General features: G+C 59.8%; 16 protein-coding genes. All 16 read left to right on the top strand.

The genetic code is table 11. The features are described 5' to 3' along the window. The first annotated feature begins 582 nt into the window (after window positions 1-582). The 16 genes from rpmH (at window position 583) to atpG (ending at window position 14,687) form a co-directional block, all read left to right on the top strand. Complete coding sequence (gene rpmH, locus JYG34_RS26230) at window positions 583-717, top strand: 50S ribosomal protein L34 (protein WP_003253163.1); 135 nt, start codon at window positions 583-585, stop codon at window positions 715-717. A 13-nt stretch (window positions 718-730) separates the two neighbouring features. Beyond that, window positions 731-1,132: a ribonuclease P protein component gene (rnpA, locus tag JYG34_RS26225; protein WP_213661258.1), complete on the top strand. Its 402-nt coding sequence runs from the start codon at window positions 731-733 to the stop codon at window positions 1,130-1,132. After that, complete coding sequence (yidD, locus tag JYG34_RS26220) at window positions 1,125-1,370, top strand: membrane protein insertion efficiency factor YidD (RefSeq protein WP_011536514.1); 246 nt, start codon at window positions 1,125-1,127, stop codon at window positions 1,368-1,370. Before rnpA ends, yidD begins: the two co-directional genes overlap by 8 nt. Before the next feature lie 2 nt (window positions 1,371-1,372). Beyond that, window positions 1,373-3,058: a membrane protein insertase YidC gene (gene yidC, locus JYG34_RS26215; RefSeq protein WP_213658975.1), complete on the top strand. Its 1,686-nt coding sequence runs from the start codon at window positions 1,373-1,375 to the stop codon at window positions 3,056-3,058. Between the two features lie 87 nt (window positions 3,059-3,145). After that, the gene (gene mnmE, locus JYG34_RS26210; protein ID WP_213658974.1) at window positions 3,146-4,516 is read left to right on the top strand and encodes a tRNA uridine-5-carboxymethylaminomethyl(34) synthesis GTPase MnmE; all 1,371 of its coding nucleotides are present in this window, start codon (window positions 3,146-3,148) and stop codon (window positions 4,514-4,516) included. A gap of 543 nt (window positions 4,517-5,059) precedes the next feature. Further along, window positions 5,060-6,952: a tRNA uridine-5-carboxymethylaminomethyl(34) synthesis enzyme MnmG gene (mnmG, locus tag JYG34_RS26205; RefSeq protein WP_213658973.1), complete on the top strand. Its 1,893-nt coding sequence runs from the start codon at window positions 5,060-5,062 to the stop codon at window positions 6,950-6,952. Further along, window positions 6,949-7,599, top strand: a complete 651-nt coding sequence (gene rsmG / locus JYG34_RS26200; protein ID WP_213658972.1) for a 16S rRNA (guanine(527)-N(7))-methyltransferase RsmG — start codon at window positions 6,949-6,951, stop codon at window positions 7,597-7,599. The genes mnmG and rsmG overlap by 4 nt, the downstream gene beginning before the upstream one ends. Before the next feature lie 18 nt (window positions 7,600-7,617). Then, window positions 7,618-8,409, top strand: a complete 792-nt coding sequence (locus tag JYG34_RS26195; RefSeq protein ID WP_011536509.1) for a ParA family protein — start codon at window positions 7,618-7,620, stop codon at window positions 8,407-8,409. Between the two features lie 9 nt (window positions 8,410-8,418). Then, window positions 8,419-9,291 (top strand): ParB/RepB/Spo0J family partition protein, encoded by an 873-nt coding sequence (locus JYG34_RS26190; RefSeq protein ID WP_011536508.1) that lies wholly within the window; start codon window positions 8,419-8,421, stop codon window positions 9,289-9,291. Between the two features lie 149 nt (window positions 9,292-9,440). Beyond that, the gene (locus JYG34_RS26185; protein WP_011536507.1) at window positions 9,441-9,848 is read left to right on the top strand and encodes a F0F1 ATP synthase subunit I; all 408 of its coding nucleotides are present in this window, start codon (window positions 9,441-9,443) and stop codon (window positions 9,846-9,848) included. A gap of 16 nt (window positions 9,849-9,864) precedes the next feature. Then, window positions 9,865-10,734 carry a F0F1 ATP synthase subunit A gene (gene atpB, locus JYG34_RS26180; protein WP_213658971.1) on the top strand — a complete coding sequence of 290 codons (870 nt, stop codon included), beginning with the start codon at window positions 9,865-9,867 and terminating at the stop codon, window positions 10,732-10,734. Window positions 10,735-10,877: 143 nt separating this feature from the next. Beyond that, window positions 10,878-11,135: a F0F1 ATP synthase subunit C gene (gene atpE, locus JYG34_RS26175; RefSeq protein WP_003097235.1), complete on the top strand. Its 258-nt coding sequence runs from the start codon at window positions 10,878-10,880 to the stop codon at window positions 11,133-11,135. A 57-nt stretch (window positions 11,136-11,192) separates the two neighbouring features. Then, window positions 11,193-11,663, top strand: a complete 471-nt coding sequence (locus JYG34_RS26170) for a F0F1 ATP synthase subunit B (protein WP_023383136.1) — start codon at window positions 11,193-11,195, stop codon at window positions 11,661-11,663. A 12-nt stretch (window positions 11,664-11,675) separates the two neighbouring features. Beyond that, the gene (locus tag JYG34_RS26165; protein ID WP_213658970.1) at window positions 11,676-12,212 is read left to right on the top strand and encodes a F0F1 ATP synthase subunit delta; all 537 of its coding nucleotides are present in this window, start codon (window positions 11,676-11,678) and stop codon (window positions 12,210-12,212) included. A gap of 21 nt (window positions 12,213-12,233) precedes the next feature. Beyond that, window positions 12,234-13,778, top strand: coding sequence for a F0F1 ATP synthase subunit alpha (gene atpA, locus JYG34_RS26160; RefSeq protein ID WP_213658969.1), 1,545 nt, complete (start codon window positions 12,234-12,236; stop codon window positions 13,776-13,778). Between the two features lie 48 nt (window positions 13,779-13,826). Further along, window positions 13,827-14,687 carry a F0F1 ATP synthase subunit gamma gene (gene atpG, locus JYG34_RS26155; protein ID WP_011536502.1) on the top strand — a complete coding sequence of 287 codons (861 nt, stop codon included), beginning with the start codon at window positions 13,827-13,829 and terminating at the stop codon, window positions 14,685-14,687. The last annotated feature ends 8 nt before the right edge of the window (window positions 14,688-14,695 follow it).

Raw genomic sequence — 14,695 nt, 5'->3', positions numbered from 1 at the left:
GGATATCCCCTGAGTTGAAAGCCGGATGAGGCAAAAACAAACCGCCATTGTACCGGGCGGGCGACCAGTTATCCACACGTGGCAGCACCAGACACAGGGACTGACACGCCAAAAAAAGACAGAAATGGTACCCCTACACTGTGAATAAGCCCTGTGGATAAACGCCATTGAGGGCTATGCACAACCCTGGGTTCTGATCTGTGGATAATTCACCTGTGGATAACCGGCCTATTGCTACACAGGTTTTACCCATGCCCGGCACAAGCAGAGCACCTGTTACCGACAAGGTTGTGAATCTCTGTACAAGGCGCGAATTGTAGCTTTGAGATGGTTATCCACAGATGGTTGTCCACATAAGCTCTATAAGTTCTTCAGAAAAGCTTTTTATATGCCTCTTTCTTTTTTTCATGTTGGTGTCTCTTGTCCGTGTCATCAAGCAAAACCCGGCAACAGATCCGCAATGACCTTCCATAAGGAAAGGCTGGTTGGAAATTGACCTATTGGCTTGCTTTCTCTAGAATCGCCGATCTCTTAAAAAGGGGGCCCATCCGGCCCGTTGTCGACCAACCCAGGTAACACGCCATGAAACGTACTTTCCAACCAAGCACCATCAAGCGCGCCCGCACCCACGGTTTCCGTGCCCGTATGGCTACCAAGAACGGCCGTGCTGTTCTGTCGCGTCGCCGTGCCAAAGGCCGTAAGCGTCTGGCAATTTGATTTTTCGGCACAGGTGGTGAGTCAGGACTTCAGTCGGGACAAGCGACTGCTTACACCCCGGCACTTCAAAGCGGTCTTCGACTCCCCAACCGGCAAGGTTCCAGGGAAAAACCTGCTTATCCTTGCCCGCGAGAACGGCCTCGATCATCCACGCCTCGGCCTGGTGATCGGCAAGAAGAGCGTCAAGCTCGCCGTTCAACGCAATCGCCTGAAACGCCTGATGCGTGATTCGTTCCGCCTCAACCAGCACATGCTGGCAGGGCTGGATATCGTGATCGTCGCGCGCAAGGGGTTGGGCGAAGTGGAAAACCCAGAATTGCACCAACACTTTGGCAAGCTCTGGAAGCGACTGGTCCGCAGTCGGCCCTCTCCAGCGGTCGCCGATTCCGCAGGGGTAGACAGTCACAATGCGTAAACTGGCCCTCGTTCCGATCCAGTTCTACCGTTATGCCATCAGTCCACTGATGGCCAGTCACTGTCGTTTCTATCCCAGCTGTTCCTGTTACGCCTATGAAGCCATCGAAAACCATGGCCTCTTGCGTGGTGGGTGGCTGGCCGTTCGTCGCCTGGGGCGTTGTCATCCGTGGAACGACGGCGGTTTCGATCCCGTTCCACCTGCTCCTTCCTCCCGAACTTCTTCGATAGCCGAGTAATCATGGATATTAAACGCACGATCCTGATCGTCGCCCTGGCAATCGTGTCCTACGTCATGGTCCTCAAGTGGAACCAGGACTACGGCCAGGCTGCCCTGCCGACTCAGAATACTGCTGCCAGCACTGCCAACGCGTCCTTGCCGGACAGCGTGCCCGCCGGCAACAACGGCGCGAACGCTGATTTGCCGAGCGTCAATGCGCAAAACGGCACCACCGGCCTGGCTCCGGCGCCAGTTGCGATCAGCAAGGACCTGATTCAGGTCAAGACCGATGTCCTGAACCTGGCTATCGACCCGGTTGGCGGTGATATCGTCCAACTGACCCTGCCCAAGTTCCCGCGTCGCCAGGACCACCCTGAGATTCCGTTCCAGCTGTTCGACAACGGCGGCGAGCGTGTCTACCTGGCACAGAGCGGCCTGATCGGCAGCGACGGCCCGGACCGCGCCAGCGGTCGACCGCTGTACGCCACCGAACAGAAGAGCTACCAGCTGGCCGATGGCCAGGACCAACTGGTGGTCGACCTCAAGTTCAGCGAGAACGGCGTCAACTACATCAAGCGCTTCAGCTTGAAGCGCGGCGAGTACGACCTGACCGTCAGCTACCTGATCGACAACCAGAGCGCCCAGGCCTGGAGCGGCAACATGTTTGCCCAGCTCAAGCGTGACGCCAGCTCCGATCCGTCGTCGAGCACCGCCACCGGTACCGCCACTTACCTGGGCGCCGCCCTGTGGACAGCTTCCGAGCCGTACAAGAAAGTGTCGATGAAGGACATGGACAAGGGCGGCCTGCAGGAAAGCGTCGCCGGCGGCTGGGTCGCCTGGCTGCAGCACTACTTCGTGACCGCCTGGATCCCGAACAAGTCGGACAACAACGCCGTCCAGACTCGCAAGGACAGCCAAGGCAACTACATCATCGGTTACACCGGCCCTGCGCTTAACGTCCCTGCCGGTGGCAAGGTCGAAACCAGCGCCATGCTGTATGCCGGCCCGAAGATCCAGTCCAAGCTCAAGGAGTTGTCCCCAGGCCTGGAACTGACCGTCGACTATGGTTTCCTGTGGTTCATCGCCCAGCCGATCTTCTGGCTGCTGCAACATATCCACAGCCTGCTGGGCAACTGGGGCTGGTCGATCATCGTCCTGACCATGCTCATCAAGGGCCTGTTCTTCCCGCTGTCGGCCGCCAGCTACCGCTCGATGGCACGCATGCGTGCCGTGGCGCCGAAGCTTGCCCAGCTCAAGGAACGCTTCGGTGACGATCGCCAGAAGATGTCCCAGGCGATGATGGAGCTGTACAAGAAAGAGAAGATCAACCCGCTGGGCGGCTGCCTGCCGATCCTGGTGCAGATGCCGGTGTTCCTGGCCCTGTACTGGGTACTGCTGGAAAGCGTCGAGATGCGCCAGGCCCCATGGATGTTGTGGATTACCGACCTGTCGATCAAGGATCCGTTCTTTATCCTGCCGATCATCATGGGCGCCACCATGTTCATCCAGCAGCGCCTGAACCCGACGCCGCCGGATCCGATGCAGGCGAAGGTCATGAAAATGATGCCGATCATCTTCACCTTCTTCTTCCTGTGGTTCCCGGCCGGTCTGGTGCTGTACTGGGTTGTGAACAACTGCCTGTCGATCGCACAGCAGTGGTACATCACCCGTAGCATCGAAGCGGCAACCAAAAAAGCTGCCGCTTGACGGGCAACCCGGTTTGCCTGTGAATAAAAACGCCCCCTAGTGGGGCGTTTTTGCTATCTGACGAATTCGTTGTAGAGGCTTTCGAGCATGAACACTGTGCGTGAAACCATTGCCGCCATCGCCACCGCCCAGGGCCGGGGTGGTGTCGGTATCGTTCGCTTGTCCGGGCCGCTGGCCAGCCAGGCCGGGCTGGCCATCACCGGCCGCACGCTGACACCGCGGCACGCCCATTACGGCCCGTTCCGTGATGCCGATGGCCTGGTCCTGGACGAAGGCATCGCCTTGTTTTTCCCTGGGCCGAACTCGTTCACCGGTGAAGATGTGCTGGAACTGCAGGGCCATGGCGGCCCTGTGGTGATGGACATGCTGCTGCAGCGTTGCCTGCAGTTGGGCTGCCGCCTGGCACGGCCTGGCGAGTTCAGCGAACGTGCGTTCCTCAATGACAAGCTTGATTTGGCCCAGGCCGAAGCCATTGCCGACCTGATCGAAGCCAGTTCCACCCAGGCCGCCCGCAACGCCTTGCGTTCGCTGCAGGGGGCGTTTTCCAAGCGCGTGCATGGGCTGACCGAGGCGCTGATTGCCTTGCGCATCTACGTCGAGGCGGCGATCGACTTCCCTGAGGAAGAAATCGACTTCCTCGCCGACGGCCATGTGTTGCGCATGCTCGATGACGTGCGCAGCGAGTTGTCCACAGTGCAGCGTGAGGCCGGGCAGGGTGCCCTGTTGCGCGATGGCATGACCGTGGTCATCGCCGGCCGTCCGAATGCCGGCAAATCCAGCCTGCTCAACCAGCTGGCCGGGCGCGAGGCGGCGATCGTTACTGATATCGCCGGCACCACCCGGGATATTCTGCGTGAACATATCCACATCGATGGCATGCCACTGCATGTGGTCGACACCGCCGGCCTGCGCGATACCGACGATCATGTGGAAAAGATCGGGGTGGAAAGGGCGCTCAAGGCCATCGGCGAGGCAGATCGTGTGCTGCTGGTGGTCGATTCGACCGCGGCGGAGGCCAGTGACCCCTTCGCCCTGTGGCCTGAGTTCCTTGATCAGCGCCCAGATGTGGCAAAAGTCACGCTGATCCGTAACAAGGCCGATTTGAGCGGTGAGCACGTCGGCATGGAGCAGAGTGACGATGGGCACGTGACCATTACCCTGAGTGCCCGCGAAGACGACATGGGGCTGGATCTGCTGCGAGATCACCTCAAGGCCTGCATGGGTTATGAACAGACGGCGGAAAGCAGCTTCAGCGCCCGTCGCCGGCACCTCGAAGCGCTGCGCCAGGCCAGCGAGCACCTGGAGCATGGTCGGGCACAACTGACCCTGGCGGGTGCCGGAGAACTGCTGGCGGAGGATCTGCGCCAGGCACAGCAGGCGTTGGGAGAGATCACCGGGGCGTTCAGTTCGGATGACTTGCTCGGCAGGATCTTCTCGAGCTTCTGCATCGGCAAGTAGCCGCCGCCTCGCGATATCGAAGCCGCTCCTGACTGGAGCGGCTTTTTTTTGCCTGTGATTTACACATCTGCGCGTTGCATGGCACCGGCGATGCCGGTGATCGCGGGTAAACCCGCTCCTACAGGGATGAATTTCATCAACAGATGCGAGCGACCGCTCAGGAGCTCTGTGGAAAACTCACCATCAGCTCCGTTGATAACTGACCTTTTTTTCTGAGGACAAACCCGCCTGTGGGTAAGCAGTACTTTAATCCACAGGTTACACGCCGTTATCCAGAACCCTCAGCCCCACTACGCCACAGGGTTATGATTCCAGCAAAGGCAGACAGGAGTAAGGCTTAAGCTACTTACCCACATGTGGATAGCTGCCTAAACATAAACATAAAAACAAAGCTTTTATAAATTTTTCCTCTTTGTTTACTTTTGCCTGCCACTCATCCACAGCCTGGTCAAATTTTGCTCAGAAGGTTCCTTTGAAGGGGGGGAAGTCCCTATACTTGTCCGCTTACCTTCTCTATTCGCAAAAACAGGCACGAGGTGCGTGGTGGATTTCCCTTCCCGTTTTGAAGTGATCGTCATCGGCGGCGGCCATGCCGGTACCGAGGCTGCGCTTGCGTCCGCACGCATGGGTGTGAAGACCCTGCTGCTGACCCATAACGTGGAAACCCTCGGTCACATGAGCTGCAACCCGGCCATCGGTGGCATCGGCAAGAGCCACCTGGTCAAGGAGATCGATGCGCTCGGCGGCGCCATGGCGCTGGCCACCGACATGAGCGGCATCCAGTTCCGTGTTCTGAACAACCGCAAGGGCCCGGCCGTGCGCGCCACCCGTGCACAGGCCGACCGCGCCATCTACAAGGCGGTGGTGCGTGAGATCCTGGAAAACCAGCCGAACCTGTGGATATTCCAGCAGTCGTGCGATGACCTGATCGTCGAGCAGGACCAGGTCAAGGGCGTGGTCACGCAAATGGGCCTGCGTTTCTTCGCCGACTCGGTGGTGCTGACCAGCGGCACCTTCCTCGGTGGACTTATCCACATCGGCCTGCAGAACTACTCCGGTGGCCGCGCCGGCGATCCACCCGCCAACGCCCTGGCGCAACGCATGCGTGAACTGCCGCTGCGCGTCGGCCGTCTGAAAACCGGCACACCACCGCGTATCGATGGCCGTTCGGTGGACTTCTCGGTGATGACCGAGCAACCGGGCGACACACCGATCCCGGTGATGTCGTTCATGGGCAATGCCGAAATGCACCCCCGCCAGGTGAGCTGCTGGATCACCCACACCAACGCCCGCACCCACGAGATCATCGCCTCGAACCTCGACCGTTCGCCGATGTACTCGGGCGTGATCGAAGGTATCGGCCCGCGCTACTGCCCTTCGATCGAAGACAAGATCCATCGCTTCGCCGACAAGGAAAGCCACCAGGTGTTCATCGAGCCGGAAGGCCTGACCACCCATGAGCTCTACCCCAACGGCATCTCGACTTCGCTGCCGTTCGACGTGCAGTTGGAGATCGTGCGCTCGATCCGCGGCATGGAGAACGCCCACATCGTGCGCCCGGGCTATGCCATCGAGTACGACTACTTCGACCCCCGCGACCTGAAGTACAGCCTCGAGACCAAGGTCATCGGCGGCCTGTTCTTCGCAGGCCAGATCAATGGCACCACCGGTTACGAAGAGGCCGGCGCCCAGGGCCTGCTGGCCGGTACCAACGCCGCGCTGCGCGCGCAGGGCCGCGAAAGCTGGTGCCCACGCCGCGACGAGGCCTACATCGGCGTACTGGTCGACGACCTGATCACCCTGGGTACCCAAGAGCCCTACCGGATGTTCACTTCACGTGCCGAATACCGTTTGATCCTGCGCGAGGACAATGCCGACCTTCGTCTTACCGAAAAAGGCCGCGAACTGGGTCTGATCGACGATGCGCGCTGGGCGGCCTTCTGCGCCAAGCGCGAGGGTATCGAACGTGAAGAGCAGCGCCTGAAGAGCACCTGGGTTCGCCCAGGCACGCCGCAGGGCCAGGCCGTTGTGGATAAGTTCGGCACGCCATTGGCCCATGAATACAGCCTGCTGAACCTGCTTGCCCGTCCAGAAGTCGACTACGCTGGGCTGATCGAGGCCACGGGGGGCGAGGTCATCGATCCACAGGTCGCCGAACAGGTCGAGATCAAGACCAAGTACGCCGGCTACATCGACCGTCAGCAGGAAGAGATCGCCCGCTTGCGTGCCAGCGAAGACATTCGCCTGCCTGTGGATATCGACTACACCACGATTTCCGGCCTGTCCAAGGAGATCCAGGGCAAGCTCGGGCAGACCCGCCCGCAAACCCTGGGCCAGGCTTCGCGCATCCCGGGCGTCACCCCGGCGGCGATTTCCCTGTTGCTGATTCACTTGAAAAAACGCGGCGCAGGCCGCGAATTGGAGCAAAGCGCTTGAGTTCCCTGGTCACCCCGCAACACGCCGAAGAGTTGTCCACAGGTGCGCGCCAGCTCGGTGTCGAGCTGAGCGCGCAGCAGCACGAACTGCTGCTGGGTTACCTGACCCTGCTGATCAAATGGAACAAGGCCTACAACCTGACCGCGGTGCGCGACCCGGACGAGATGGTCTCGCGCCATCTGCTCGACAGCCTGAGTGTCATGCCGTTTATCCACAATGACACCCAACGCTGGCTGGATGTGGGAAGCGGCGGCGGCATGCCGGGCATCCCGCTGGCCATCCTGCATCCGCACAAGCAGGTGACCGTGCTCGACAGCAACGGCAAGAAGACGCGCTTCCTGACGCAGGTGAAGATGGAACTGAAACTGGACAACCTCACGGTTATCCACAGCCGGGTGGAAGAGGTCCAGCCCGAGCAGCCGTTCTGCGGGATCATCTCCCGCGCCTTCAGCAGCATGGAGAATTTCACCAACTGGACCCGCCACTTGGGTGACAGCCGCACGCAATGGCTTGCAATGAAGGGGCTGCATCCTGCCGATGAACTGGTAGCATTGCCCGCAGACTTCACAGTGGAAAGCGAGCAGGCCCTGACCGTTCCAGGTTGCCAGGGCCAGCGCCATCTGCTGATACTGCGCCGCAAGGCATGACTGGGAACACACGCAACAATGGCTAAGGTATTCGCAATCGCGAACCAGAAAGGTGGTGTGGGCAAGACCACCACCTGCATCAATCTCGCCGCATCGCTGGCCGCGACCAAGCGTCGCGTGCTGCTGATCGACCTCGATCCACAGGGCAACGCCACCATGGGCAGCGGTGTGGATAAACACGAGCTCGAGCACTCGGTGTACGACCTGCTCATCGGGGAATGCGACCTGGCCCAGGCCATGCACTATTCCGAGCACGGCGGTTACCAGCTGTTGCCGGCCAACCGCGACCTGACCGCCGCGGAAGTGGTCCTGCTGGAAATGCAGATGAAGGAGAGCCGCCTGCGCAACGCACTGGCGCCGATCCGCGAGAATTACGACTACATCCTCATCGACTGCCCACCGTCGCTGTCGATGCTGACGCTCAACGCCCTGGTCGCCTCCGATGGCGTGATCATTCCCATGCAGTGCGAGTACTACGCGCTGGAAGGTCTCAGCGACCTTGTGGATAACATCAAGCGCATCGCCGCCCGGTTGAACCCGGAGCTGAAGATCGAAGGCCTGCTGCGGACTATGTACGACCCGCGCCTGAGCTTGAACAACGATGTTTCGGCCCAGCTCAAGGAACACTTCGGCGACCAGCTGTACGACACGGTGATCCCGCGCAACATTCGCCTGGCCGAGGCCCCGAGCTTCGGCATGCCGGCCCTGGCCTACGACAAGCAATCCCGTGGCGCGCTCGCTTACCTGGCGCTGGCCGGGGAACTGGTGCGCCGCCAGCGTCGTCCATCACGCATTGCACAAACAACTTAAGGAATCCGCATGGCCATCAAGAAACGCGGTCTCGGACGTGGGTTGGATGCACTGCTCAGTGGTCCTTCCGTCAGCGCGCTCGAGGCGCAGGCTGTCAAGATCGACCAGAAAGAACTGCAACAGCTGCCGGTCGAGCTGATCCAGCGCGGCAAGTACCAGCCGCGCCGCGACATGGATCCCGAGGCGCTGGAAGAACTGGCGCATTCGATCCGCACCCATGGCGTCATGCAACCGATCGTGGTGCGCCCGATCGGCGACAACCGCTACGAGATCATCGCCGGTGAGCGCCGCTGGCGCGCCACCCAGCAGGCTGGCCTGGACACCGTTCCGGCCATGGTCCGCGAAGTGCCCGACGAAGCCGCCATCGCCATGGCGCTGATCGAGAACATCCAGCGCGAGGACCTCAACCCGCTGGAAGAGGCGCTCGCCCTGCAGCGCCTGCAGCAGGAGTTCGAGCTCACGCAACAGCAAGTGGCCGACGCCGTCGGCAAGTCGCGGGTGACCGTGGCCAACCTGCTGCGCCTGATCTCGCTGCCCGAGGCGATCAAGACCATGCTCGCCCACGGCGACCTGGAGATGGGCCACGCCCGCGCCTTGCTCGGCCTCGAGGAAGATCGCCAGGAAGAAGGGGCGCGTCATGTTGTCGCACGCGGCCTCACCGTGCGCCAAACCGAGGCACTGGTGCGCCAGTGGCTCAACGGCAAACCTGAACCGGTCGAAGCGAGCAAACCTGATCCGGATATCGCGCGCCTCGAACAGCGTCTGGCAGAGCGGCTGGGCTCGGCGGTGCAAATTCGCCATGGCAACAAGGGCAAGGGCCAGTTGGTTATTCGCTACAACTCGCTTGACGAGTTGCAAGGTGTGCTTGCTCACATCCGCTGAAACAATTCCCGTTGTAGCGCGCAGTCGGAAATCACTACCGAAGAGTTGAATAGGGGTTAATCCACCCCTATACTCTGCGCGCATTTTGTCGGCACAAATTATGCCAAGTCATTGCTGACTAGGCGGTCGACTTTCGAGGAGCAGTTGTGATGGAAATCCGCACGCCAAACCGCCTGCCTTTCCATCGCTGGGCGGTTTTTCCGGTACTGCTGGCTCAATTTGTCGTGCTGCTGCTGGCAACGTTGGTGTTGTGGCAGTGGAAAGGGGTGGTCAGTGGATATTCAGGTCTCTGCGGAGGGCTGATTGCCTGGCTGCCCAATGTGTATTTCGCCTGGAAGGCTTTTCGCTTCAGCGGAGCCCGGGCGGCGCAGGCCATCGTCAAGTCGTTCTACGCGGGCGAGGCAGGCAAGATGATTTTGACGGCAGTGCTTTTTGCACTGACCTTCGCAGGAGTGAAGCCATTGGCGCCGTTGGCAGTATTCGGCGTCTTCGTGCTGACCCTTTTGGTCAGCTGGTTCGCGCCCCTGCTGATGAATAAAAGACTTTCGAGACCTTAGGGCGTTTGAGGCAACCATGGCAGCAGAAACCGCTTCGGGCTATATCCAGCACCACTTGCAGAACCTGACCTACGGTCAACTACCAGACGGCAGCTGGGGCTTCGCCCATTCGGCTGCGGAAGCCAAGGCAATGGGCTTCTGGGCGTTCCACGTCGACACCCTCGGCTGGTCCGTTGCGCTGGGTCTGATCTTCCTGTTCATCTTCCGCATGGCGGCCAAGAAGGCGACTTCCGGCCAACCGAGCGGCCTGCAGAACTTCGTGGAAGTGCTGGTGGACTTCGTCAACGGCAGCGTCAAGGACTCGTTCCACGGCCGTAGCCCGGTGATCGCCCCGCTGGCGCTGACCATCTTCGTCTGGGTCTTCCTGATGAACGCCATCGACCTGGTACCGGTCGACTGGATCCCGCAACTGGCGATGCTCATCTCCGGTGATCCGCACATTCCGTTCCGCGCGGTGTCGACCACCGACCCGAACGCCACGCTGGCCATGGCCTTCAGCGTGTTCGCCCTGATCATCTTCTACAGCATCAAGGTCAAGGGCCTGGGCGGCTTCCTCGGCGAGCTCACCCTGCACCCGTTCGGCAGCAAGAACATCTTCGTTCAGATCCTGCTGATCCCGGTGAACTTCCTGCTCGAATTCGTCACCCTGATCGCCAAACCAATCTCGCTGGCCCTGCGTCTGTTCGGCAACATGTACGCCGGCGAACTGGTGTTCATCCTGATCGCCGTGATGTTCGGCGCCGGCATTCTCTGGCTCAGCGGCCTGGGTGTGGTGCTGCAGTGGGCGTGGGCGGTGTTCCACATCCTGATCATCACCCTGCAAGCCTTCATCTTCATGATGCTGACCATCGTCTACCTGTCGATGGCTCACGAAGATAACCATTAAGACCGCCTGGCGTGTCTGATAGCCTTCCCCGCCTATTCGGGGGGAGGGCTTAAAAAGTCCGCAAGGGCAGCTGTACCAAACGATTTGTTTTACCGCTTCAAACTAAAAACCTAACCAATACGACGTAAAAGTCGGGAGGAAAGATGGAAACTGTAGTTGGTCTGACCGCTATCGCTGTTGCTCTGCTGATCGGCCTGGGTGCTCTGGGTACCGCCATTGGTTTCGGCCTGCTGGGCGGCAAGTTCCTGGAAGGCGCTGCTCGTCAACCAGAAATGGTTCCGATGCTGCAGGTCAAAATGTTCATCGTTGCCGGTCTGCTCGACGCCGTCACCATGATCGGTGTTGGTATCGCTCTGTTCTTCACCTTCGCGAACCCCTTCGTTGGTCAGATCGCCGGCTAATCACTCGTTCTTACGAGTTGATTGGTGTGATGGACAAAGACCGAGCGAGGTGTTGGCGTGAACATTAATGCAACCCTGATTGGCCAATCCGTTGCTTTTCTGATTTTTGTACTCTTCTGCATGAAGTACGTATGGCCTCCGGTCATCACTGCCCTGCAAGAGCGCCAAAAGAAGATTGCCGACGGCTTGGACGCTGCCAACCGCGCAGCTCGCGACCTGGAGCTGGCCCAAGAGAAAGCGGGTCAGCAACTGCGTGAAGCGAAGGCACAGGCAGCCGAAATCATTGAGCAAAGCAAGAAACGCGCTGCTCAGCTTGTCGAGGAAGCCCGTGAACAGGCTCGCGTCGAAGCTGACCGTGTGAAGGCTCAGGCTCAAGCCGAGATCGAACAGGAACTGAACAGCGTCAAAGACGCCCTGCGTGCCCAAGTGGGTGCCCTGGCCGTTGGCGGTGCTGAAAAGATCCTTGGCGCCACAATCGATCAAAACGCGCATGCGGAGCTGGTTAACAAACTGGCCGCTGAAATTTAAGCGAGGGCGATCATGGCAGAACTGACCACGTTGGCCCGACCTTACGCTAAGGCTGCCTTTGAGTATGCCCAGGCCCATCAGCAACTGGCCAATTGGTCAGCCATGCTCGGCCTGGCTGCTGCGGTGTCGGAAGACGGCACCATGCAGCGCCTGCTCAAGGCCCCGCAACTGACTAGCGCAGACAAGGCCGCCGCATTCATCGAAGTGTGCGGTGACAAGTTCGACGCTCAGGCACAGAATTTCATTCATGTTGCCGCGGAAAACGACCGTCTCCTGCTTCTGCCGGAGATTGCGACTCTGTTCGACCTGTACAAGGCCGAGCAAGAGAAATCCGTGGACGTGGAAGTCACCAGTGCTTTTGCGTTGAACCAAGAACAGCAAGACAAACTCGCCAAGGTTCTCAGTGCACGGCTCAGCCGGGAAGTGCGCCTGCACGCGTCGGAGGATGCCAGCCTGATCGGCGGCGTCGTCATCCGCGCCGGCGACCTGGTAATCGATGGCTCGGTTCGCGGCAAGATCGCGAAACTGGCCGAAGCATTGAAATCTTGAGTTTGAAGGGGCAGCAGAGCAATGCAGCAACTCAATCCTTCCGAAATTAGTGAAATCATCAAGGGTCGCATCGAGAAGCTCGATGTCGGCTCCCAAGCCCGCAACGAAGGTACCGTCGTAAGCGTTTCCGACGGTATCGTGCGGATTCACGGTCTGGCCGACGTCATGTACGGCGAAATGATCGAGTTCCCGGGCGGCGTATACGGTATGGCACTGAACCTGGAGCAAGACTCCGTGGGTGCAGTGGTACTGGGTGCGTACACCTCCCTCGCCGAGGGCATGAGCGCCAAGTGCACCGGTCGCATCCTGGAAGTTCCAGTCGGCAAGGGCCTGCTGGGCCGCGTCGTCGACGCTCTGGGTAACCCGATCGATGGCAAAGGCCCTCTGACCACCACCGAAACCGACGCAGTCGAAAAGGTGGCTCCGGGCGTTATCTGGCGTAAATCGGTAGACCAGCCTGTACAGACTGGCTACAAGTCGGTCGACGCCATGATCCCGGTTGGCCGTGGCCAGCGTGAGCTGATCATCGGTGACCGTCAGATCGGCAAGACCGCCATGGCGGTCGACGCGATCATCAACCAGAAAAACAGCGGCATCTTCTGCGTCTACGTGGCCGTCGGCCAGAAGCAGTCGACCATCGCCAACGTTGTTCGCAAGCTGGAAGAAGCCGGCGCCCTGGCCAACACCATCGTTGTTGCCGCCAGCGCCTCGGAATCGGCCGCGCTGCAGTTCCTGGCCCCGTACGCCGGCTGCACCATGGGCGAATACTTCCGTGACCGCGGTGAAGACGCACTGATCGTTTACGATGACCTGTCCAAGCAGGCCGTTGCTTATCGTCAGATCTCCCTGCTGCTGCGCCGTCCACCAGGACGTGAAGCATACCCAGGCGACGTGTTCTATCTCCACTCCCGTCTGCTGGAGCGTGCATCGCGCGTTTCCGAAGAGTACGTCGAGAAGTTCACCAACGGTGCCGTAACCGGCAAGACCGGCTCGCTGACCGCGCTGCCGATCATCGAAACCCAGGCTGGCGACGTTTCCGCGTTCGTTCCGACCAACGTGATCTCGATCACCGACGGTCAGATCTTCCTGGAATCGGCCATGTTCAACTCGGGCATCCGCCCTGCAGTGAACGCCGGTGTTTCGGTATCCCGCGTAGGTGGTGCCGCTCAGACCAAGATCATCAAGAAGCTGTCCGGTGGTATCCGTACCGCACTGGCCCAGTACCGTGAACTGGCTGCATTCGCCCAGTTCGCTTCCGATCTGGACGAAGCGACCCGCAAGCAGCTGGAGCATGGTCAGCGCGTTACCGAGCTGATGAAGCAGAAGCAGTACGCGCCGATGTCGATCGCCGACATGGCCCTGTCGCTGTACGCCGCTGAGCGTGGCTTCCTGACCGACGTAGAAGTCTCCAAGGTCGGCAGCTTCGAGCAAGCTCTGATCGCCTACTTCAACCGTGATCACGCCGAACTGATGGCCAAGATCAACGTGAAGGGTGACTTCAACGACGAAATCGATGCTGGCATGAAAGCCGGTATCGAGAAGTTCAAGGCCACCCAGACCTGGTAAGCCGCAGCGGGGGCTACGGCCCCCGCTTGCTAACCTGATAGGTGATACATGGCAGGCGCAAAAGAGATTCGCAGTAAGATTGCGAGCATCAAAAGCACGCAAAAAATTACCAGCGCCATGGAGAAAGTGGCGGTCAGCAAGATGCGCAAGGCACAAATGCGCATGGCTGCTAGCCGTCCTTACGCGGAGCGTATCCGCCAGGTGATCGGTCATCTGGCCAACGCCAACCCGGAATACCGCCACCCGTTCATGATCGAGCGCCCTGTAAAGCGCGCCGGTTATATCGTGGTGAGCAGTGACCGTGGTCTGTGCGGTGGCTTGAACACCAACCTGTTCAAGGCCCTGGTCAAGGACATGAACGAAAACCGCGAACAGGGCGTGGAAATCGACCTGTGCGTGATCGGCAGCAAAGGTGCGACCTTCTTCCGCATCTTTGGCGGCAACGTCGTAGCCGCGATCAGCCACCTGGGCGAAGAGCCATCGATCAACGATCTGATCGGCTCGGTCAAGGTGATGCTGGACGCCTACCTGGACGGCCGCATCGATCGCCTTTCGGTGGTTTCGAACAAGTTCATCAACACCATGACCCAAAAACCGACGGTAGAGCAGTTGGTACCGTTGGTGGCAACCCCGGATCAGGATCTCAAGCATCACTGGGACTACCTGTACGAACCCGACGCAAAAGAGCTGCTGGACGGCTTGATGGTGCGTTACGTGGAGTCGCAGGTGTACCAGGCGGTGGTCGAGAACAACGCTGCTGAACAAGCGGCCCGGATGATCGCCATGAAGAACGCCACAGACAACGCCGGTGACCTGATCAGCGAACTCCAGCTGATCTACAACAAGGCGCGTCAGGCTGCGATCACCCAGGAGATCTCGGAAATCGTCGGCGGCGCTGCCGCGGTTTAACGGTTCAA

This window comes from Pseudomonas entomophila (genome assembly GCF_018417595.1).
Classification (GTDB): Bacteria; Pseudomonadota; Gammaproteobacteria; order Pseudomonadales; family Pseudomonadaceae; genus Aquipseudomonas; species Aquipseudomonas entomophila_C.
Note: the sequence above shows the minus strand (reverse complement) of the source record. Positions and strands in the feature narration are given on the sequence as shown.

Excerpts from the sequence above, each read along its gene's own strand:
- rpmH (WP_003253163.1), top strand. The coding sequence starts at position 583 with ATGAAACGTACTTTCCAACCAAGCACCATCAAGCGCGCCCGCACCCAC.
- mnmE (WP_213658974.1), top strand. The coding sequence starts at position 3,146 with ATGAACACTGTGCGTGAAACCATTGCCGCCATCGCCACCGCCCAGGGC.
- JYG34_RS26165 (WP_213658970.1), top strand. The coding sequence starts at position 11,676 with ATGGCAGAACTGACCACGTTGGCCCGACCTTACGCTAAGGCTGCCTTT.
- JYG34_RS26185 (WP_011536507.1), top strand. The coding sequence starts at position 9,441 with ATGGAAATCCGCACGCCAAACCGCCTGCCTTTCCATCGCTGGGCGGTT.
- atpG (WP_011536502.1), top strand. The coding sequence starts at position 13,827 with ATGGCAGGCGCAAAAGAGATTCGCAGTAAGATTGCGAGCATCAAAAGC.
- yidC (WP_213658975.1), top strand. The coding sequence starts at position 1,373 with ATGGATATTAAACGCACGATCCTGATCGTCGCCCTGGCAATCGTGTCC.
- atpB (WP_213658971.1), top strand. The coding sequence starts at position 9,865 with ATGGCAGCAGAAACCGCTTCGGGCTATATCCAGCACCACTTGCAGAAC.
- atpE (WP_003097235.1), top strand. The coding sequence starts at position 10,878 with ATGGAAACTGTAGTTGGTCTGACCGCTATCGCTGTTGCTCTGCTGATC.
- JYG34_RS26195 (WP_011536509.1), top strand. The coding sequence starts at position 7,618 with ATGGCTAAGGTATTCGCAATCGCGAACCAGAAAGGTGGTGTGGGCAAG.
- JYG34_RS26190 (WP_011536508.1), top strand. The coding sequence starts at position 8,419 with ATGGCCATCAAGAAACGCGGTCTCGGACGTGGGTTGGATGCACTGCTC.
- atpA (WP_213658969.1), top strand. The coding sequence starts at position 12,234 with ATGCAGCAACTCAATCCTTCCGAAATTAGTGAAATCATCAAGGGTCGC.
- yidD (WP_011536514.1), top strand. The coding sequence starts at position 1,125 with ATGCGTAAACTGGCCCTCGTTCCGATCCAGTTCTACCGTTATGCCATC.